Below are 19,275 nucleotides of genomic sequence, written 5' to 3'. Positions count from 1 at the left end.
CTGAACATGCCGTTGAATTATCGAGGCCACCGTCTGCCAAAAACCCTGTGCTTTCTGCTAGTCGTTTTTCTTTCGCTTGCAGTCCCTGCGGCGCAAGCACAGAGCATCCTCGAGCAGCCAGAAGCACTGAGCGTCCTTCGGCAATTGGAGCTAACGCCGGACGATGTAAAGCATGCTGGCTTCGAAGCTGCGATTCAGGCCCTTGTCGAAGGCGACTACAGCAAGGCTTATGATCAGGTATGGCCCCAGGCCGAGCAGGGCAATCCAGTTGCTTGGCAGATAGCTCTATTTGCGGCGCGTGCCCAATCCAAGAAGCAAGTCGAAGAGATCCGAAAGCAGGAAGAGAAGGAAAAGCGCCAATGGCTCGCCTCAACCGGTCCAGTAGACCTGCGGGACTACGATGAGCGATACAGGTTTTCTCGACCCGGACCAGACCAAGAGCAATTCGCGCAAGCGGAACGTCACCTGAAAGCGGGCGACTACAGCGCAGCCTTCCAAGAATTTGAGATGCTGGCGAATGCCGGAGATCCAGAGGCAGAGTACATTGTTTCCGTATTTTATCGTCTCGGCCTAGGCGTGAAACCGTCCTCTTATCTAGCCGACTCTTACTTTGGCTCCTCCGTCGACCAAGGCTTACCCCTCGCTCGCAGCGAGGACAACATCCGGCGATCGTATTATCGCTTTCCCAGCAATTCTTCTGAGTTCGACGAGTACTACTGGGCCATGGTATCTGCAAGCAACGGTGCAGTTGGCGGATACGCTTGGTTATCCGAGTTCTATTGCAGAGGCTTGGGATTCTACAAGAATCCGGTTCTGGCGGATACTTGGCTAGTCCTCGCATCTCGTTCCAAAGAAGATTTCTTTGAGAATATGTGTGCAGAGAACATTGATTTTCCCTCCTCTTACTATGAAGCCGTCCGTGAACGAGCCGAAGCGATGAGCAAAGCCTATGACATTCCGCTCTATGGGCACCGAGCACAGCACGCTCAACCCTGACCAGGGTCTCACTTTCGTTTTGCCGCTTACCACCTAATGCCAATCGGACAAAGACCGACCGAATCAGCTCACTCCAGTTTCATTCTTTCGATCATTTGCGAATCAATTGAAAAAGCACCTCGACTTAGTAGCTCTTCCATCATTCCTTCGAGATATTCGATTTGGCGGCTCGATTCTAGATCACTGGAAAGTCCCAAAACACCGGTAGCCAATCCAATAAGCGCGGCCACTGTTTTTGCAGGAAGCGCTGATGCCGCTGAACCAACGATCCCATTCCAGAGCGTTTTTCTCGATGAAGCTCGCAACAACCTCACCAAGTAAAGTGATCCAGCAAAGAGCTCTTCGTTGGTCAACTCATGAGGATACTTGTAGGGATGCTCGACCATGTCGAATGTCACATTCGCCACATCTTCCTTGCTGATATTCACGCCCGCTTCCGAGGCCGATTCGACAACACTGTCAACAATCCGCTCCATCTCCGTCGCACCGTACCTTGCCACCGCGTGACGTGTCCCACTCAAATCGCGAAGCGCAAGGAGCATCGTTTTCGCCTGCTTTTCATTTTCAATTTCGATTCTCAAACCCGTTCGGCGGGCGTGGGCCTGCGCCTCCAAGAAATAGGAGCTCTCTTCCTTAAACCAGTGCCTTGAAGTATCAAGGCTATAGTTGCCGGAGGCTACCAGTGGCTCAACACCCACTTCATCGGCGGCCAAAAGATGTCCCTGGTGCGGATTGTAATTGCGATCCCGTTTTAGTAGAGCCAACTCTACAAACAAATTGCCCATCTCTTCACTCAGACCCGCTTGCTTGGCCTGCTCTTTCAGGCTCATAACATAGCGGTAGCTAGGCGAATCAACGATGTTGTTCTCGAGCATCCTCTCGGTATGTCTGCTCACCCTCAAACTGGGGTACTTTATGAGCAACTCCTCTTTGCTGAGCGCCCGCGGCTTCGCTTCATTACTAGGCAACTTTTCCCGCAGCCGTTCTGCTCTCTCGAGGCTACCTCGAGCAATCTCCGACAAGCCGGTGATCTCTGCAGCGACTAACGCTCCGGACAGAGCTTCGTCAAAGTTCATGCCTTCCTTGAGGTTCCGTGCGGTGAGTCGAACGGCCAAATTAGCAATCTCCGGCCCCACACCCGCCCGAATCGCGGCGTTCTCGACCGGCTCGCGGATCTTGTAAACGACTGATGGAGCAATCCCCTCAAACGCGATATCCTCGTCCATTTCCATCAAGGGGCGGTAGGCCCTTAGCAGAGCCTTCTCCCTCGGGTGTAAACCACTTGCTCCCGGCTCAGGTAGTTTTTCCTCAATCGACCGCTTGCTCGCTATGTCGTCGCCAACGCCTCCTTCGAAGGTTGCTCTCTTACCACTTGGCCGCAGGCCATCACGCGGCCCTACCTGATCCGGCTTCCGCAGGGGCACGGGCGGCACACCAGTGACCACGCCTGCCGCATTCTCGGCTTCGGTGCGCATGGCCCCCCTCTGCCCCTCCCCGATCACCCCCTCAGTCGCCGCTTCGACCGCGCCGCCTTCGGGCGTCTTCGCCTCGCCCTGACTTTCGCCTGCCTGGGCGAGCCGCCCGGAAACCTCCGGGCCAGCGCTGGGGTCCGCGGCCAGGTGCATCTCTATCGATAGACCAGCCTCCGCCAGGTCTGAGGCCACCATCGCGGCCTGATCGCCGTAGAGCCGCCCCAGTTCCAGCAGGGCAGCGACCTGTTGCTGCGGCTCCAGGTGGCGCAGCCCTCCGACGATCCGCGCCCGCTCCTCCAGGGTCAGGACATTCTGCGTTTCCGGCGCCAGCCCCATGGCGCTCTGCGCCGCCAAGCGCACGGCGACCGCGTCGGGCAGCAGCGCCGGGTCCTTCTCCGCCGCGGCAAAGGCCTCCGCCACCGCGGGCTGCTCCATCACATAGGCGGCCGGATCCTTGCTGCGCTCACGCAGCATCATCCGGCTCTGGGTCCAGACCTCCTGCTGAACCCACTGGCGTGCCGCTGCATCGGCCGCCTCCGCCACTGGCGCCAAGGCACCGATACGCGCTTCGACCTCCGCCTCCGGCGCATAGCGCAGGCTTTGGAGCTCGGAACGCACGCGCAAGGCCACTTCCGCCTGTAGCTCCGCATCGGCCATGTCGCCGGCGGCCATGACAGCCCCGGACGTGGTGCTGAGTTCCCCCGGCCTCCCGTCCCCGCGCCGGACGCGCGCCAGTTGCGCCTCGGCCGCTGCGGCGCCCTGCGCCGTCTCGCTCTGCACGCGCCAGGCCGTCTCCTGGGTCAGGAACCGCTTCAGCTCCGGGTCGTTTAGCGCTTCGTCATAAACGCCCCCTTCCAAGTCCGCCAGGGCCTGCACCCCGGGTTGGCCGCGCACCACCGCCGTGTAGAGGTTTCGCCGGAAGGTCTCCTCCTGGGCTGCGAACTGCTCGGGCGTCAGGGCGCCGGCATTTTGCAGCGACAACAGACGCGCGCGCCCCTCGGCCAAATAGTGAGCCGCCGCCGCCGGCTCCCGCACCGCCTGTTTCTGTAGTAGCTGCAACGTCTGCTCGGTTTGACGACTCAGCGCCACCACACTCTGGTTCTGCGCCCGCTGCGCCACACGCAGGGCTTGACTGCGGCGGATCGGTAGCGTCGCTGCCTTCAAGCCGGCGCGCCGCTCAGCCGGCAGTTGCTTCAGGCGTTCATCCTCGACGAACTCCAGGTCTCGGGTCGCCTTGGCGGCGGCTTCCAGCGGTGAGCTGCCGTCGAATTCCCAATTGTCGACCATCTCGATGGCTGCTTCGCGCAGCTCAACGCGATGTTGCGCCTCATCCGCCCCCGGTCTCGCGGCTTCGGATTTATCCAACGCCTCCATAAGCTGACGCAGTTGCTCGTTTTTCTTTTTCCGCTCTTCCTCCGCGGCGGCCCTGCGGACGTCCTTGCTGATCCGATCGCCGACGTCACCTATTCCCCCTCCGAAGGACGCAAATCCCTGAGCAACGGTGAGGCCGAAATCGGCAGCGTCGGCGCGGACCCTCGGAAGGCGGCTTGCGGAGCCGCCAATGGGGCTTACCTCGGCAGCGGAAGGGATACGGGGCATGATGGGACCTCTAGATTTCTGGCTGGTTCGGCGACTGTCAGCCTTCGGAGAACTTGAAGAAGTTGTCGTAGTCGGTGCCGGACGCGGCTGTTAGCAAAGTACCGCCCGCATTCAGGAGGCCGCCTGTTCTGGCGCCACTCGCCCGGGCACGCGACAGTGCCGCCTCTTGCCGGTATCCATAGGCCTTGGATGCTCCGCTGGAGAGAATGTCCTGCGCACCCAGCTCGATCTCGGCGGCAGTCGCCTCATCGACCAACAGTGGCGACCCCTGGGAAGTTACCCCGCTGCCGGCGCGCCGCGCCCGGGAAGTCGCTAGCAGCCGACTGTTCCGCCGCCGGTGATCCTTCACTTCGCGCTCGGCGATCTGCCGCTCCCGCTCGGCCTGCTGCTGCGCCATCTCCGCATTGAACTCCGCCGCGTTGGCCTGAGCCCGCCCAGCGGAAATAGCCGCGACGGCGCTTAGCACGCCGCCGATCAGTGTCAGTGCACCCATAGACGATACCTCACGTAATCTTCGGTGGTTCCCGCATAGCGCGGAAGTCTCTCTTCGTAGCGAAAGCCGAGCCGTTCAAGCCACCGCCGCGCGCCCGCAAACTCGGCATGCGCCTCGGCAGTGAGGCTCTTCAGCTCGTAATGTTCGGCCAGGGCCGGCAGCGCCCGTTTCACCGTGCGATGCAATAGCAACGGGCGTTGCCGCAGTACGCCGGAGAGAAAGGCCCAGGCGCGCCCCTCTTCCCCTTCAATCATCAGACCGCCGCAGCCCAGTGCCCGCTCCCCTTCCATCAGGGTGAAGGCCGGGCCGGCGGGCCGGTAGGCTGCGGCGAAGTACTGCATCTGCCGCCGGCCGAAGATTGGTGGGTCCAGGTCGGCCAGGTGCGCCGGCTCGAAGGGGAGGACCCGGGGGCCGCCCATCAGATCAGCTCGTTCGTCTTTAGCTCCGGCGCGGCGGCCAGCAGCGTGAAGGGTAAAGGTGCGTCGCCGCTGATGACAATGCGGGCATCCCGCTCGAAATCGCCCTCGAAGCTGACGAATCGCTCGCCGGTGAACAGAGGTACCGCCGTGTCCATGGCGTTCCCCACTTCACGCAGGGACACGTCCTCCAGACGCCCGATCGACGGTCCGATACGCAAGCCCAGGGAATGCAGCAGCACCAGAGCGATGCCATGAACCCGCTTCACCTTGCCCACGGCGGTGCCCGCAGCCGCACCGGCCTCCAGCTTCAGGGAAGCGAAGACATGGCGGTACGGCAAGCCGACATGGATCACACTGGCCGGCGCCTGCAGTGTGACGGCGCCACCCGCGACGATGCGGTCGGGATGCAGGGCGCCGTCGGCCAGGATGGTGACCGTCTCGCCCTCCAGATGGCCAAGACCGGCGAGAGTCTGTGTCGGCGCGCCGTCATAACTGAGCCCGCAGTCGACGTAGAAAGCCGCCCGCTGCCGAGCCAGTACTGCCGCGTCAAAGTCGACAATATTGTCGAAGGCCTCCGGGTTGGGACCCTCGAAAGAGGCTTCCATGACCTCGATACTGCGGAAAGTCGTGCCGTTGACTGTCCGCTTAACTGCGATCCAGGCCTCGTCGCGGTTCTGGCTGCCGGCGGCGGCACTGCCCGGTATCGTCGCCACGCTCTCCACCACGGGGGCGCCGCCCTGGTAGCTGCCGCCAAAAATGTGCCGCGACCAGCCGACAACATCCTGGTCGCGCTGGTAGGTCAGGGTCGCCAGCACGCCATCCTCGCGCACGCAATGAACCTGACTGTCCGGCTCCTGCTGGTAGACGATCTCGCGCAAACCGCTTTCGGTGATGTGTTCCGCAAGGATGGTCAGGTCCGGCGTGCGGAAACCGTCCGACTCGAGACTGAAGACGAACTCCCGCAGCTTGCGGCGGGCGCGCTGCACGAAAAGTACGATTGAACTGATTCTCAGAGGCTGAATGTCGGCGCTGCCATTCGTCGACTCACGCTTCACCTCGACATCCAGCGGCGTCACCACCGGCCCATCGGACGTCACCGACCACTCTCCGCCGGACGTCCCCAGGATCAACTGGCGCCCGGGCGACATCCAGCGGATGGCGTTTACCTCGTCGGCGGCGATGGTGAAGTCCAGGCCGTCGTCGTCCTGTACCTCGACAGCGCCGCCCACAAAACTGTCGGGACGCATATTCTCCAGGTCTCCTGACTGCGACATCCAGAAGCTCTGTGGCTGCGCCTTCGTAGCGGCCCAGACTAAACGTTGCTCGAAGAAGCTGACGACCGACGGAAATCCACGGCCGGCAGACCATGCCCCCAAGCTCCAGTTCGCCGTCGCAACCGTCGATGAGAAGCCCCGTTTCACATCTGCTGTCACGCTTTGCGTGCTGTCGAACCCTGTGATGACCGCCCAACCGGGTTCCCCCGATGGCTGCAAGCGCACGAAACGGCCCACATCACCAGCCTCGAATGGCGCGTGACCTATGGCGGTGATGGTGATCCCATTGCCCGTCGTGGCGCTACACGTCAACCTCCTGCCCGCATCGGTATTCTGATCCAGGAACGGCCCCTCATCGAATCCCACCAGAGAGAACGACCAGGTAGTGTGGCCCCGGCGCTCCAGCTTGTAGGGCGGATGATCGGGATGGGCGACATACATCACATCGGCCGACTGCGCCCACTTGATCTTCTCCAGGATGCTCTGGCTATAGGGTGTTCCCAGCTTTAGCGGCACCGGTGACGCTGCCCCACTTGCGCAGACGCTGATCTCGTCGACCGAGATGGTGTAGCCATTCGGGTTCTTGAACTGCAGGAAAAAGGGGGTCACGGTCGGCGTAAATGCCACGACGTGCCATCCGACCGAGCACTCTACGTCGGCGACCAACTCTCCACCGGTCGAAGTCGTACCTATGCTCAGCAGGGCCTTGGTGCCAGCCACTCCGTGAACACGAAAAGCAACCACATGTTCGCTGCCGGCATGGCTGGTCGGCACCTCCTGCTCGACCCAGGCTATGCCGGATCCATTGCCGACCAATTGGCATCCATTCAGGGGATTTGGGGCCAGTTCGGACCATTGCAACTCGGCCATGTACACGGCGGCGCCAGAGGCGCCCGTCACGACGATACGATGATACTGGTAAGCCGTGCTGGTATCGATTCCACTTGTGAGAGATCTGGGAATACCTGACTCGTTCGATGTGTCCGTGAAAGTCTTAGATCCCAGTGTTTTGATATCCGCAGAGAAATTGTCCGATGAACCCTGCAGGGTTAGCGTTGTGGTCGGGTTTGCGGCGAGCACGTAGCCGGCATCGTTCGTCCCGTAACAGGTGAACGCGGCAATGGTCTTCTTGTTGCCGGCACCCCAGTTCTTTCCGACATAGCCCGAGAGGGCGGAGCGAGCCGCGCTCGTTTGGGTGCTTTGCGAAATGCTCCCGTCGAAAGCGGCTGCTAATCCGCCATTCACGGTCATATTGCCAATGGCGGTGCCAAGCGTCCTGGAGATGGTCCGTGTCACTGGCCCAACGACGATACTGCCGCCACCCGTTGACCGGTCGTCCCAGTTCGTCAAGCCGTTGGAGAAATCACCGTTGATGATCGCCGCATCGGTCGGCTGCACCACAATTTGTCCCTTGTCGCGGAAGAAGCGGAACTTTCCGTCGCCGGCTTCCAGTACATAGGCCTGATCCGTCGAGAACTCGAAGGGAACGAGCCGCGGTCGTTTTTCCTGATCGGCTGCCGCGGCAACGAAGCGGGTGCCCGGGCGGCGGGTCAGCCCACCTTGCGGCAGAGGGGTCATGTTCTCGACCCTCGCGCCCGCATTGCGGTACTTGGGAAAGTCGACGCGGGCCGCAAGGCGGGGGCCGATCTCGCCGGCATTGAAGGCGGCTTGCAGAGGATTGGCGCGGGGCATGGGTCAGCGCACCTCCGCCCAGGCGCCGAGCGGCAGGGGCTCGAGCTGGTCTTCCAAACCGTCCGTCGTGCGCGCCCGGCGCAGGCGACTGCGGAAGCGCGCCTCGAGCTTCTCCTCCAGCGTGTTGGACTGAGCAATAGGCACCGCCAGTTCACGCGCCAGCAAACAGGAAAGCGCCTCGCGGAAGTCCGCTGGCATCAAGTTGGCGTCGGCCACCCGCCGCACGTATCGCAGATAGACGTCCTCTGCGTCGCTCAGCAGGCAGTCTCCTTCCACTCGGTAGACGATGCGGCAGGTCCCGCCCCCGTCCCCATAGGCGTCGACGCAACGTATCCAATCCGCCGGCAGGGCATAGGCATGGGCGAAGCCGAAGACCGGCGTCTCGGCCTCGCGGGCCAGCTTGGCGCGGGCTGCCGCGAAATTCCAACTATGGGCGCGCAACAGGTCGTCGCGGCACCTTTCGTAGAGCTCGGCGCAGAGGTTGGCGTTCTTGCTGCCCTCCTCCAGCGCGGTGATCCGCGCGGCGCCGATCTTGGCGAGCGCGGAATTGCAGATCCCCGTAACGTCGGCCATGGTGTTTCTCCTCAGGCGGCCTTGCCGCGGCCACGGGCGGATTTCTTACCGGCAGCAGCCGGCTTCGGACTGCGCAGGCCGCCCCCTTGGGGGCTACGCAGGAAAGTCAGCCCGTTGATGGTATCGGGGGTCAAGCCGGCAACGTTCTCCAGGATGACCTCCTCCGGACCGACGCGGCTGACCAGGAACAGGCCCCAGGCCGGATTCCGTTCGGCATCCGCGCAGACCAGAACCAGGTCATTGGCCATCAGGCGCGCAGAGCAGCTCACGAAGTAGTCCGGACTGGCCACCGCCGCGAGCGGGTCCTCTGTCTGGTAGCCGAAAATGCAGAAGCTCTGCAGTGCGGCGATGGTTTCCAGGTTCTGCGACAACGCCTTGGGCATGGGGCACTCCCTTGGGAAAGATTGCGGAAATAGCACGGGCGGCTCCGCAATGAAGCCGCCCGCAAGTTTCACCGATTGGAGCTGGTCAGCCGGTGTTTTAGTCGGTGTCGGCGACCGCCACCGCGGTGGCGTTGGAGACGTCCACCGTCGTGCCGTCGTTGGAGAGTACCAGGTGCCAGCCCGCCGCCGTGACGCTGCCGGGCGCCGCCGGGTTGTCGACCTGTTGCACGAAGACCAGATCGCCGACCTTCATCATGCCCACTGCCTCGCCGGTGAAGTAACCTGTGGTGTCGACCGTGACAGGCGTGTCCGCCGTGCGGTAGGACCACCACTGCTGACCGGCGCCATGGGCCATGAGGGTGAGGTACTTTGCATTGTATGCCATGGATCGGTTCTCCTTAGGCCGGGATGGTCGCGGTGTCGTCGACGCGGACTTCGATCACGCCTTCCGGGTCGATCAGGCAGGCGCCCTGGCTCATCATGTTGTTGACGAAGTGCGCTGCCCGGTCGCCGTGCCAGGTGATGTCGCTGGTCACGTCGGCGCCGCAGCCGTGGCCGAGCGCGTTCTTGTGGTAGGTGAAGCACACCGCGGTGGCCGTGCCCTTGCCGGGCAGGCCGGTGTGCCGCATCCAGTTCACGCCCAGCCACGAGCGGGTCCGGTTGCGCTGCATATAGGGCAGGTCGTCACCGACAAAGTCGGCGCTGGCGAACTCCGGGATCGTCAGCGCGATGGACCATTGCCGGGGCGTCAGCAGGCCCCAACGCATGCCGTCGTCCGGCACGTCATTGTCGTCCAGGGCCTCCACCGCCTGCAGCAGCAAGGTTCGGGTGAGTCCGCCGACGAAGGTGCCGACGAAGGAGGTGCTCTGGTCCGCCTGCCCGATGATCAGCTCATCGGTCTTGCGCCCCAGGCCCCAAGCGCCGGCGTTGGCGATAACCATGCGTTCGTCGTGATTGATCTTCGCCTCGTCCAGCTTGTCGACGTAGTCGCCGGCATAGAAGTCCTGCAGGGTGCATTCGACCGGCGTGTGGTCGACGTTCATCGGCGTGACCTTGCCGTGGCGGGCCTTGGTGGAGGCGACGCCCTTGCCGATCTTCTGGAAGGTCGTCGAGGCGCCCTTCACGTTGTTCTTGGAACGCACCGTCGCGCGCAGCAGCGAGCCCTGGCGCTGATAGGCTTCGTGAACTTCGCGTTCGAACTGCTTCACGAAGGAAAGGTCGATGGAAGTGCTCAACGCACATCTCCTCTGTTGAAGGAATGGGTCAAAGGGAGTGGTGATGAGCGCTCCGAGAGGGTGTCCGCTTGGGGCGGCCAGGCGCGCGGGTCCCTGCCCCTGCGCCCGGGAAGGCACGAGGGTCAGGCCGCGTCGGGCCGCTTAGGGGGCCTTACGGATTGCGGAATAGGGCCGCGGACACGGGGGCCGGCAGGGTATCCCCGCGCCCGCGGCAAACTCGAAAACGGAATGAACGAGCGGCGGCGACAGCGCGCAAGCACTGGTTGAACCACCCCGCCATAGCGCCTACATTATCCAGGTGCCCCGCTCCCACGGTGGAACGAAGACGTGTAGGTCCATCGTGCGTAGGCCCAACGGAGTCTGAGACCTCCCTGGGTTCACCGGCCTCCCCCTCCCTCTTAGTTCGACTTGAAGAACAGCGGATCGCGCTGGGCGCCTCACGTACGCACAAGCGCTAATTGAAACTCTCCGCTGCAGTCCTTATGCTATTCAGGTGTCTCGCTCCCACCGTTGGGTGATAACGTGTAACCCACCGGTGCGTAGGCTCAGCGGAGTCGCGAACCTTCCTGAGTTCACCGCCCCCCCCTTCCCTCCTAATTCGGTTTGAAGAAGAGCGGCTCCGTGAGCTGGCTGAGACGATTTCTCTTCTTGGGCCTCGGGCGGGTACAGCACTTGGCCGCCACCGTCGTAGCCCTTCCCCCATATCTTTCGAATGCAGAAGTAGCGGCGGTGTCCTGCGTAGGAATTCTCAGGCATGTAGCGCCAATTGGAAACCAGCCAGCTTCGCGGATTCTCCTCAAACAAGGTCATCCGGTACCAGCCGTGGCAATGCACCTTGAAAGCCAGATTTCGATCATCCTCTATGCGATAGGCTTCCAAAGGCTCCGGGCCCCTGGGCGCACAAAAGACAGGTTTCTCATAATGCTTGAGGAAAATCCGCTTCACCCAGGCAAGCGGTGTTTCCTTCTCCCGCCCGTAGAACATGCCCCATTCGCTCCCCCGAAAACCATCGAGAATGTAGTAGATGGAAATCGAAAACGAACTGAACATCCCTGATGCACCGGAGCACATAACAATGAAGCCGTGCGTTGTCCGCAGCTGGAGCACCAGACGGTCTGCGCCGAAAATCTGCATGCCGTCAACGTGCCGCCGCCGATAGCACAGGGGGAAGGACGGCGTTATTTCGCCCATGTAGTACACCCTTGTACTGCTGAGTCGCCGATGCGGCGCCCCAAGGCCGAAGCAGATGCCATCGCCGTTCTTGGATTCACAGGAGTCAGACAGTTCCGGCTCAAAACTGAAATCGTGGATCGGTTCCATCGGCAGCAAATACCGTTTTCTCCATCAACTTCTAATTGTCGTCGAACAGAGCATCGAAAGCAATATCGGCACCCATGGCGCCGGCAATGCCGCCGACCAGAACGCCGATGGCCGCCCCCGCAGGCCCGCCGACAAGAAAGCCGAGCGCTGCAGCTCCGACAACACCGCCAAGAGCGCTACCGGCAAGGCCGCCACCCAAAGTCACGCCCTCCTTCGCCAGGGCCTTAACTTTGTCTTCTGCCGTTAAAACATTGTAGGCAGAGATCGCCACACTCAGAACCCAGAGGGACCGGCCCGCCTTGCCGAGCCCATCCGCGATCTTCGAGACGGTTCCACGGTCCCGCCCCGCGGCGCGGATGATTTCCTCCCAGACACCGATCTGGTCTGCCTTGGCGAGCCGCTCAAAAGGCTTGTCGAAGAGTTTCGCCGCATAGCGCTTTTCTAGCTCACTGAGCGGCGGCCCGTCCTTCTTCAAGGCTACGGCAATTTCATAAGCGAGGCGCGTTCCCTGCTTCCTCGCTTTCCTGACGAGCCACTCTCGCTCGTTGCGTGCCAACCTGGCTGCAGTTCGCGCATCATATCCTCCTGTGAGATACTTCTGCATGATCTCGTCGGATGCATCACTGATCCACCGTCGGTATAGTTTTCGGACCCGCTCAGCCTCAGTCCCCTCGCGCGCCAGACCGGCAATGTCGCCTTGGACGCCGGCCAATACTTCTGACTTTTCGTCGCCGTCGGAGAGAGTGTCTGGCAGATCACCCGAAACAGCTCGGCCAATAGGTACCAGGTGCGCGTCTTCCGGCAGATAGTGCTCCAGCGCGCTGTCGATGCCGCCATCACCGGCAAGGCTGTCCGCGCCCTCACCGCCCGATAGCGTGTCTCCTGCCGCTGCCTCCGGACCGGGAATGGGGACGACGTAGATGAGGCCGCGGTTCTTGCGGTCGCGCACCCAGAAGCCACCAGCGGCGCGCGGGTCCTCGGCCTGCAGCCTGCGCGCCTCTTCCTCGGCCACCGCGGCGATGCGCCCGGTGTCGATGATCTGGGTGGCGCTTCCCCCGCCGATGCGCCTGGGCACGGTGAAGCTGTCCCAGACGTGCTCGTAGCGCCAGATGGCGTCGTAGAGCCCGCGCTCGGCGGCGCCCTCCACGCTGCGGCCCTCGCGGTGGTGGATCACCCCCAGGCGCTTGGCGAGCTCGATCTGGTCCTCGGGATGCCAGGCCAACTGGCCCGCGGCCTTGCGCGCGTACTGGGTGCGGCGGTAGCCGCGCTTGGCCTCGCGGTCGCGGGTCCAGGCCTCGACCGGGGCGTTGTTGGCGTCCTTGAAGACGACGTAGCGCGCCCTGCCTTCGGCGTCGCGGTAGGGCGCCGCGCCGAACTCGATCGCACGGTCCATGGCCGCACGCCGTGCCCGGCGTTCTTCCGCCGTCGGCAACGGCACATTGCGGATGGTGAAGGCAGGCTCTGCGCGCGCAGGCACAGGCGGGCCACCGGCGGCCTCCGGAGAGGCATCATCAGTCATGGAAAACTCCGCTCAGGCGGGAGTGAGAAGGGGCGAAGGACTATCGCTATTTGTCACGGCCTGAAGCCGTCACTGGTGCATCTTGGCTTCGACGGTACCGGAAGTGTGATAAGCCAATTGCCATGAGAGAAGCAACACTGACTCCGACGTAGTAAAAGACGTAAATGTACTCCTGCCCTCCCCGCGCCTCTCCGAAATAACTGCCCATCATGAATGTGCAAGCGCTGTGCCCCTCGAGGAACACTACGGTAAAAAGCTCAAAGGACCAGATCGCCTGCCATATCAGCAGAACGATAAGTGGCAATGCACATAAGAAACCTTCGGTGTTGAGTTTGCGGCAAAGGAGACAGAGGATGCCACCAGCATAAAAAGCTGCCGAGTAGAACATACCCGCACCGAGCGACTTGGGGTCGGCACCAGTACAGGTGCCGGCAAAGGTGCCAAACCAGCTAAGCAGCCACGCAATATAGAGCAGAGGAACAACTCCTAATACAGCGGCCATTCGCTTGCCCTCCTTGTCAACAACCGCCCCTCGGCGGATGGCGGCACATTCCGTTCGATATTCCACGGCAAATTGGGCGCAATACCGTCAGCAATGAGGAATGATGCGGGCAAGGGTTCAAAGCCATTCTGGCGGATGTCAGTAGACTGGAAGGCGCTGCTTCAGTGCATCACGGCGTTGCGTCATGTACATTTCAAGTCCTGAAGGAAAGTCCTTTGGCCTTCGCTTCCAGGGTTGCGTCTTATAGATTTCAGCAACGGTTGCACCGTTGTCGACAACAATCTCTTGACCGGTAAAGTTATAGATTGAACCGACACCTGCGACCGTGGGTGTCTGCAGCCGCTCAATGATCCGGCGAATCAACCGGACGCCTGCTTCGATGTTCACCAATGGATCATAGAAATCCTTGCCCTCACCGACCAATCCTCCCCACACCCCGGATTTGATGTTCATCGGCAACGCGGACGACGACACACGAATGTAGTCCAGTGGATTGCCATACCACCCGCGTGCGTTTTCAAAGTACACGATCGCCTTGACGAGATTCGGGTCTACGCCTTGCCGAGCTGCCTGGTATTCGATTGCATCCTGGTGAATCCATACGGCGTAGTATCCGTAATCATTGCGCTCATACGATTTATAAGGTCGCTTCGCGCTTTGCGAGTTCACCATATCGAATTTCGCCGGTTCGTTTGCCAGAATATTTCTGATTCTATCCTGCTCCATATTGATGACCGGCAGTTGGTCCTCATCCAGTGGAACCTCTTTTCCTATCTTCCACGTTTTCGCAGGCGGCGGGAGGGGTATGTCAGGATAGTGCAGAGATTGTTGCCGTGGCTGCTTGACTGTAACTTCTCCTTGTTGCTCTGAGAGATCTTGCACCGCCTCATCTGCCCTACTTCCGGGCTCAGACACGGCATCGGCCTGACCCGGCAACGTAATTTCGCCGCTTTCGCCCTTGAGGATGTCACCTACGGGCGCCGCCGCTCGCTCGGTAGGCCGAGCGTCGGCGCCTTCCCCCGTATCGGGATTGGGAACGACGTAGATGAGGCCGCGGTTCTTGCGGTCGCGCACCCAGAAGCCACCAGCGGCGCGCGGGTCCTCGGCCTGCAGCCTGCGCGCCTCTTCCTCGGCCACCGCGGCGATGCGCCCGGTGTCGATGATCTGGGTGGCGCTTCCCCCGCCGATCCGCCGGGGCACGGTGAAGCTGTCCCAGACGTGCTCGTAGCGCCAGATGGCGTCGTAGAGCCCGCGCTCGGCGGCGCCCTCCACGCTGCGGCCCTCGCGGTGGTAGATCACCCCCAGGCGCTTGGCGAGCTCGATCTGGTCCTCGGGATGCCAGGCCATCTGCCCCGCGGCCTTGCGCGCGTACTGGGTGCGGCGGTAGCCGCGCTTGGCCTCGCGGTCGCGCGTCCAGGCCTCGACCGGGGCGTTGTTGGCGTCCTTGAAGACGACGTAGCGCGCCCTGCCCTCGGCGTCGCGGTAGGGCGCCGCGCCAAACTCGATCGCACGCTCCATGGCTGCACGCTGCGCGCGGCGTTCTTCCGCCGTCGGCGGCGGCACATTGCGGAGGGTGAAGGCAGGCTCTGCGCGCGCAGGTACAGGCGGGCCACCGGCGGCATCGCCGGCAGCCTCCGGAGAGGCATCGTCGGTCATGGAAAACTCCACTCAGGCGGGAAAAGGAAGGCTCGGTGGACGGCTTTCGCTGTCGCGGTCTACAGCCGCCGCCCCTCGCTCCCCACCACCGGCTGCCCGCCGTAGAGCCGGCCGTAGAGCGACTGCAACTCGCTCTGTACTGCGCGGGTGGCGTACTTCTGCGGGTCACTGTCCTGCAGCGCGTGCAGGGCGTCGATGCGCGCCTGCAAGCTGCTGCCGCCACTCGTGCCCTCGCCACTCAGCGGGACGTCCTCACCCATGGAGCGGCCGATGGCGGCGAAGGCGCGTACGAAGGCCGGATGGTCGCCCAGCTTCACGCCCTCCACTTCCTGGCTCTCCAGGAAGTCGACGAAACCATCGTCGCCGAAGGACTGCACGGCGCGCTGGGCGAAGGTCAGGTTGCGCTCGTGGTCGCCGCCCCATTCGCGGCGCAGGCTGGCTTCCGCCTCGGCGCGGCGTTCGGCCGCCGACTGCGCCTGGTGGGTCAGGCTCTGCGTCACGTTGCCGTAGTACCAGTCCAGCGCCCTCTGCACGACCTCGTTGCTGGCGCCGGCCTCGTGCATGGTCTGCAGGAAGTCCCGCTGCAGCGCCTCGCCCGCCGGGTCGGCGTGCAGTTGCTCCGGCAAGTCTTCCGGTAGGCTCACCTGATAGCCTTCGGAGCTTTCCGGCACGCCGAGCTGACGGCGGTAGGCAGCCAGTTCCTCCGGCCCCGCGTCAGGTCCCGGCTTCACCACCGAGCGGCCCAGCCGGCTCTGCAAGGCAGCGTAGGACTTCACTACCTCCGCCGGCGAGGTGAATTTCTCCGCGACTCGCCGCAAGCCAGGTTCCGTGATGGCGCCGCGCCAGTCAGCGCCGGCCTCTGGTGCGCCGGACTCGCCACCGGAAGCCGGGGCCTCGGGTTTGCCTGCCGTGACCGGATTGTCGCTCATTGGGTCCGTGCTCCTTCATTGTTCGAGAGAGGGACGGCGCCCTGCAGCCCCCTCGTTGCAACTCATGGCTATAGTTCGCCCGCCGATTTCGGCGCGATGACATAATTACGCCGCAATTCCATTCCAACCTTCGGTAGAGAAACGAGAGGGGAACTGAAACTGCTGCTCAAGGAGGAAGATCATGCAGACGACGGCAAGCCAGGTCCCCGCTTCCCAAGGTGTCGCCAGGCGACGGCGCACGGCGATCAGACCCGCACCCGCAGGCAAAGTCCTGGGGCTGCTTCCTTTCGCTCTATCTGACCTCGCGGATCTACGGCCGGAGCCGATGCTGCGCCGCTCCCTGCTGCGCTTCGCGATGGGCCATAGCCACAGCGGTCCTGCCCTCTCTCTCCTGTGGGGAGATAAGGTTGTCGCCTGCGCTGGTCTGGCGATTGGGGGCCTGCAGGCAAAGGCCTGGGCTTTCTTCTCGGCGCCGCTGTGCCGCCAGACATGGCTGAGCTTGTTCCGCGCCTTCGCCCGTGCCCTGCCACGGCTCAAGCGAAGCTATGGCCTAGACAGTATTCTCGTGGAGGCTCATCCGGATCACGTTCCCAGCCGGGAGTGGTTGGAGCGCATAGGTTTCCGCTTCGACGGCCTCAGCGCGCGCCGCCCTCTGCACGGCGAACGCCTGCTCCGCTACGTCTTTCGCTAAGCGGCCCACTGAGGGCGTCGTCGATCATGACTTACTCCTGAGGCGGAACCGGCTCGTCGGGTTCGGCGTTCAAGGCCATGAAGATCCTGAGGCCGATATTGCGCTCACCGTCGCGGCGGTAGGTCTCGTGCGGGTCTCCCGGCGCGCTCACCGGGCGGAACAGGCGGCACCACTCCAGGATCTGCCACAGCACCCGCTTGCCCTGCTGCGGCGTCGACTCGCCGAAGAACACGGCGCGGAAATCGCGGTAGCGGTCGATCGCCGTGTAGCGCTGACCCAACGAGACCTTGCGCAGAGCATCGAAGAAGGCATCGGGATCGGGCTGCCCGATCGGCCCTTTCCTGAATAGCCCGATCACTGCGCCGCGCCCCCTTGCAGAAGCTGTTGCAGCACGCCGCTTCCCCCTGCGCCACCGCCGGCGGCCTCCGCCGCCCCTTGCAGCAGGGCGCCCGCCTGGTCGGCCTGCTGACGGCCCTCGCGGCGGCCGTCCACCTCCTCCTTGGGGCGCAGCCAGCGCTGCGGCATGCCGAAGATCTCCGGCGTGTCGCGGGCGATGGCATCGCCGTCGAAATTGTCGAGGATGCTCGGATCGGCCTGTACGAAAGGTGCCAGCAACTCCACCGAACGTGCCGCCCCCGCCGCCTCGATCTGCCTGCGCGCCTGCTCCACCGGGCTGGCGTAGTCGAAGATCACCTCCTGGCCCTGCAGAATTTCCGGCGGCTCCGGGAAGGCGCCGGCGCGCAGCAGGATGTTGAAGCTGCGCTCGACCACCTGGCCGATGTAATCGCTCTCCAGCCGCCCAAAGACCGGGCCGATGGTGCGGATGAACTCCTCCTTGCGCTCCAGCACTTCGGTCGCCGTCATGCGCGGTGCGTCGACAGGCAACTGCAGAACGTTGCGGAAGAAGGCCGCCCAGATCTGGTCGCGGGCGTCCTTCTGCATCTCGCGGCCCAGCGGCAGGTTGAAGCCTGTCTGCAGCGGCTCGATGGGGATGCGGCCCAGGTCGCGCGCCGCCTGCATGTCGAAGGTGGTAATGCCGCCGGGGAAGGTCTTGGGTGTGCCCAGCACGGAATCGTCACCCACCAGCAAAGGCGGATCGACCGCCTTGTGGCCGGCGACCAGCAAGGTCTTGCCCATCTGCTGCAGGGTGTTGGCGTCCGGCAGGGCGATCATGCCCGGCGAACGGCCGTAGACCTCGCCCGAGCTCGTGTCCCAGCGCGGCACCGCGAAGGGGAACTCGTGGTAGCCGCTTTCGCTCACCAGGTGCACGGACTGCACGTCGACAATGAGCGAAGCATAGGGCAGGTTCTTGTTGTCGCGGCGGCGCCGATCGCGCTCTTCGCGCGGCATCACCGCCTGCAGGAAGGTGAACTCCTTGTCCGCCTCCCCGGCCTTCAGGGCCTCGCGCGTGTCCTTGCCCAGCGCCGCCTCGCCGAAGCGCTGCGCCGCCTGCCGCGCCGTCAAGCGCAGGGTGATGAAAAGGCTGTCGATCTCCCCGTCGGCGTTCTCGCTCAGCACCACGTCCTTCAGATGGTAGGAGCGGAACAGCAGGCGGTTCAGCTCCCGCCCTTCGCCGATGAACAGCACCCCGGTGCCGAAGGTCACCAGGTCCTCGTCCACCTCGCCGGAGCGCTGGATGAAGCGGGCGCGGCGGCTGTAGATCGCGCGGTAGAGGCGCTCCTCGGCGATCTCCAGCCAGCGCTTCACGCTCTCGTCCTCGCCCAACCGGTCATCCAGCGTCTTTACCCGGAACCAGCGGGCGGTCTTCGGCTTCAGCAGGCCGTCGATGGCCGCCGCCAGGCCGCGCCGGGCCAGCATGGGCGTGCCGTCGAAGAGGTGCTCCGTCCGCCGCTCGCCGTCCATTTTCTGCGTCGTGAAGTCGGCGCGGCGGGGCAGCATGACCTCCGCCAGCTCCTGCCAGTGGCTTTCCCAGACGCGGCGCTGGTCCTTCAGGCGTTTGTGGCGCGCCAGCAAGTCGTCAATTTCACGAGACATGAAGGAATCCTGTCTTAATGGAATGATGAAGGCTCAGCCGAGCAGCGTCGGCTGCTGCACCCTGGGATCGCTGGTGTCGCCCAGGCCGCCGGTCAGGATCGTCGCCTGGCGTCCCTTGCGGCGCCGCGCGGCTTCCCGCTCGCGCTTTCGCGCCTCTTCAATTGCGGGGTCCGTCGCCGGATCCGGCGGTGGCGGCGGAGGCGGTGGAGCTTTCGGCTTCGGGGGATTGAAAATTGCACCCATGTCGTCGTCCTCCTATCGGTCGCGCCGCGAAAAGTGGAAGGCCTTTCGGCCGCCCGTCCGTTCATTGATGCGGCGGTGGAACGCGGTTTCGTGCCCCCGCTTATCCGGCGGCTCCTCCCGCCGCCGCGTGCGTACGAGCGTTCCCTGCCGCTCCTCCGGTATCCCTGCCCGGGTCAGCGCCGTGGCGATACGCTCGTCAAAGGCAGGTATCGGCACCAGTGGCGGAGCTGGCACTGGCTGCACATCGCGGAACCCGCCCAGGCCGTACTCTGACCGCTTCTTCT

Annotated in this window: 18 protein-coding genes; 2 read left to right on the top strand and 16 right to left on the bottom strand. The window is 63.3% G+C overall.

Annotation, left to right across the window (positions count from 1 at the left end; all coding sequences use genetic code 11):
• Positions 1-6 precede the first annotated feature (6 nt).
• On the top strand, positions 7-996 hold the full coding sequence (locus AAFN88_RS12835) for a hypothetical protein (protein WP_347520708.1): 990 nt from the start codon (positions 7-9) through the stop codon (positions 994-996).
• A gap of 68 nt (positions 997-1,064) precedes the next feature.
• Here the strand turns inward: AAFN88_RS12835 and AAFN88_RS12830 are convergent, their stop codons facing one another.
• The 13 genes from AAFN88_RS12830 to AAFN88_RS12770 all read right to left on the bottom strand — a co-directional run bounded on the left by AAFN88_RS12830 (position 1,065) and on the right by AAFN88_RS12770 (position 16,062).
• The gene (locus AAFN88_RS12830) at positions 1,065-4,067 is read right to left on the bottom strand and encodes a hypothetical protein (RefSeq protein WP_347520707.1); all 3,003 of its coding nucleotides are present in this window, start codon (positions 4,065-4,067) and stop codon (positions 1,065-1,067) included.
• 37 nt (positions 4,068-4,104) lie between these two features.
• Positions 4,105-4,560 carry a hypothetical protein gene (locus AAFN88_RS12825; protein ID WP_347520706.1) on the bottom strand — a complete coding sequence of 152 codons (456 nt, stop codon included), beginning with the start codon at positions 4,558-4,560 and terminating at the stop codon, positions 4,105-4,107.
• Positions 4,548-4,979: a hypothetical protein gene (locus AAFN88_RS12820; RefSeq protein ID WP_347520705.1), complete on the bottom strand. Its 432-nt coding sequence runs from the start codon at positions 4,977-4,979 to the stop codon at positions 4,548-4,550. The genes AAFN88_RS12825 and AAFN88_RS12820 overlap by 13 nt, the downstream gene beginning before the upstream one ends.
• Positions 4,979-7,945: a hypothetical protein gene (locus tag AAFN88_RS12815; protein ID WP_347520704.1), complete on the bottom strand. Its 2,967-nt coding sequence runs from the start codon at positions 7,943-7,945 to the stop codon at positions 4,979-4,981. Before AAFN88_RS12815 ends, AAFN88_RS12820 begins: the two co-directional genes overlap by 1 nt.
• Positions 7,946-7,948: 3 nt before the next feature.
• Positions 7,949-8,518 carry a hypothetical protein gene (locus AAFN88_RS12810; protein ID WP_347520703.1) on the bottom strand — a complete coding sequence of 190 codons (570 nt, stop codon included), beginning with the start codon at positions 8,516-8,518 and terminating at the stop codon, positions 7,949-7,951.
• A gap of 11 nt (positions 8,519-8,529) precedes the next feature.
• A complete protein-coding gene (locus tag AAFN88_RS12805; RefSeq protein WP_347520702.1) occupies positions 8,530-8,901 on the bottom strand; it encodes a hypothetical protein in 372 nt (123 codons plus the stop codon).
• Positions 8,902-8,998: 97 nt separating this feature from the next.
• On the bottom strand, positions 8,999-9,286 hold the full coding sequence (locus tag AAFN88_RS12800; RefSeq protein WP_347520701.1) for a hypothetical protein: 288 nt from the start codon (positions 9,284-9,286) through the stop codon (positions 8,999-9,001).
• A gap of 13 nt (positions 9,287-9,299) precedes the next feature.
• Positions 9,300-10,136 carry a phage capsid protein gene (locus tag AAFN88_RS12795; protein ID WP_347520700.1) on the bottom strand — a complete coding sequence of 279 codons (837 nt, stop codon included), beginning with the start codon at positions 10,134-10,136 and terminating at the stop codon, positions 9,300-9,302.
• A gap of 489 nt (positions 10,137-10,625) precedes the next feature.
• Complete coding sequence (locus AAFN88_RS12790) at positions 10,626-11,465, bottom strand: hypothetical protein (protein ID WP_347520699.1); 840 nt, start codon at positions 11,463-11,465, stop codon at positions 10,626-10,628.
• A gap of 22 nt (positions 11,466-11,487) precedes the next feature.
• Positions 11,488-12,975: a hypothetical protein gene (locus tag AAFN88_RS12785; protein WP_347520698.1), complete on the bottom strand. Its 1,488-nt coding sequence runs from the start codon at positions 12,973-12,975 to the stop codon at positions 11,488-11,490.
• Between the two features lie 46 nt (positions 12,976-13,021).
• The gene (locus AAFN88_RS12780; protein ID WP_347520697.1) at positions 13,022-13,477 is read right to left on the bottom strand and encodes a hypothetical protein; all 456 of its coding nucleotides are present in this window, start codon (positions 13,475-13,477) and stop codon (positions 13,022-13,024) included.
• 138 nt (positions 13,478-13,615) lie between these two features.
• Positions 13,616-15,133, bottom strand: a complete 1,518-nt coding sequence (locus tag AAFN88_RS12775; RefSeq protein ID WP_347520696.1) for a hypothetical protein — start codon at positions 15,131-15,133, stop codon at positions 13,616-13,618.
• Positions 15,134-15,192: 59 nt separating this feature from the next.
• Positions 15,193-16,062 carry a hypothetical protein gene (locus AAFN88_RS12770; protein ID WP_347520695.1) on the bottom strand — a complete coding sequence of 290 codons (870 nt, stop codon included), beginning with the start codon at positions 16,060-16,062 and terminating at the stop codon, positions 15,193-15,195.
• A gap of 181 nt (positions 16,063-16,243) precedes the next feature.
• Between AAFN88_RS12770 and AAFN88_RS12765 the strand changes: the two genes are divergently transcribed.
• The gene (locus AAFN88_RS12765) at positions 16,244-16,753 is read left to right on the top strand and encodes a hypothetical protein (RefSeq protein ID WP_347520694.1); all 510 of its coding nucleotides are present in this window, start codon (positions 16,244-16,246) and stop codon (positions 16,751-16,753) included.
• A 31-nt stretch (positions 16,754-16,784) separates the two neighbouring features.
• Here AAFN88_RS12765 and AAFN88_RS12760 read toward each other — a convergent pair whose 3' ends face one another.
• Genes AAFN88_RS12760 through AAFN88_RS12750 form a run of 3 tightly spaced genes read right to left on the bottom strand, consistent with a single transcriptional unit; the run spans position 16,785 to position 18,991 of the window.
• Complete coding sequence (locus tag AAFN88_RS12760) at positions 16,785-17,111, bottom strand: hypothetical protein (protein WP_347520693.1); 327 nt, start codon at positions 17,109-17,111, stop codon at positions 16,785-16,787.
• Positions 17,108-18,748, bottom strand: coding sequence for a portal protein (locus AAFN88_RS12755; protein ID WP_347520692.1), 1,641 nt, complete (start codon positions 18,746-18,748; stop codon positions 17,108-17,110). Before AAFN88_RS12755 ends, AAFN88_RS12760 begins: the two co-directional genes overlap by 4 nt.
• 33 nt (positions 18,749-18,781) lie before the next feature.
• Positions 18,782-18,991 carry a hypothetical protein gene (locus AAFN88_RS12750; RefSeq protein ID WP_347520691.1) on the bottom strand — a complete coding sequence of 70 codons (210 nt, stop codon included), beginning with the start codon at positions 18,989-18,991 and terminating at the stop codon, positions 18,782-18,784.
• Positions 18,992-19,275: the final 284 nt, after the last annotated feature.

Origin of the sequence: Pelagibius sp. CAU 1746 (genome assembly GCF_039839785.1) — a bacterium.
GTDB lineage: Bacteria > Pseudomonadota > Alphaproteobacteria > Kiloniellales > Kiloniellaceae > Pelagibius.
The sequence above is the reverse complement of the archived record's forward strand: the minus strand, read 5'-3'. Positions and strand labels throughout refer to the sequence as shown.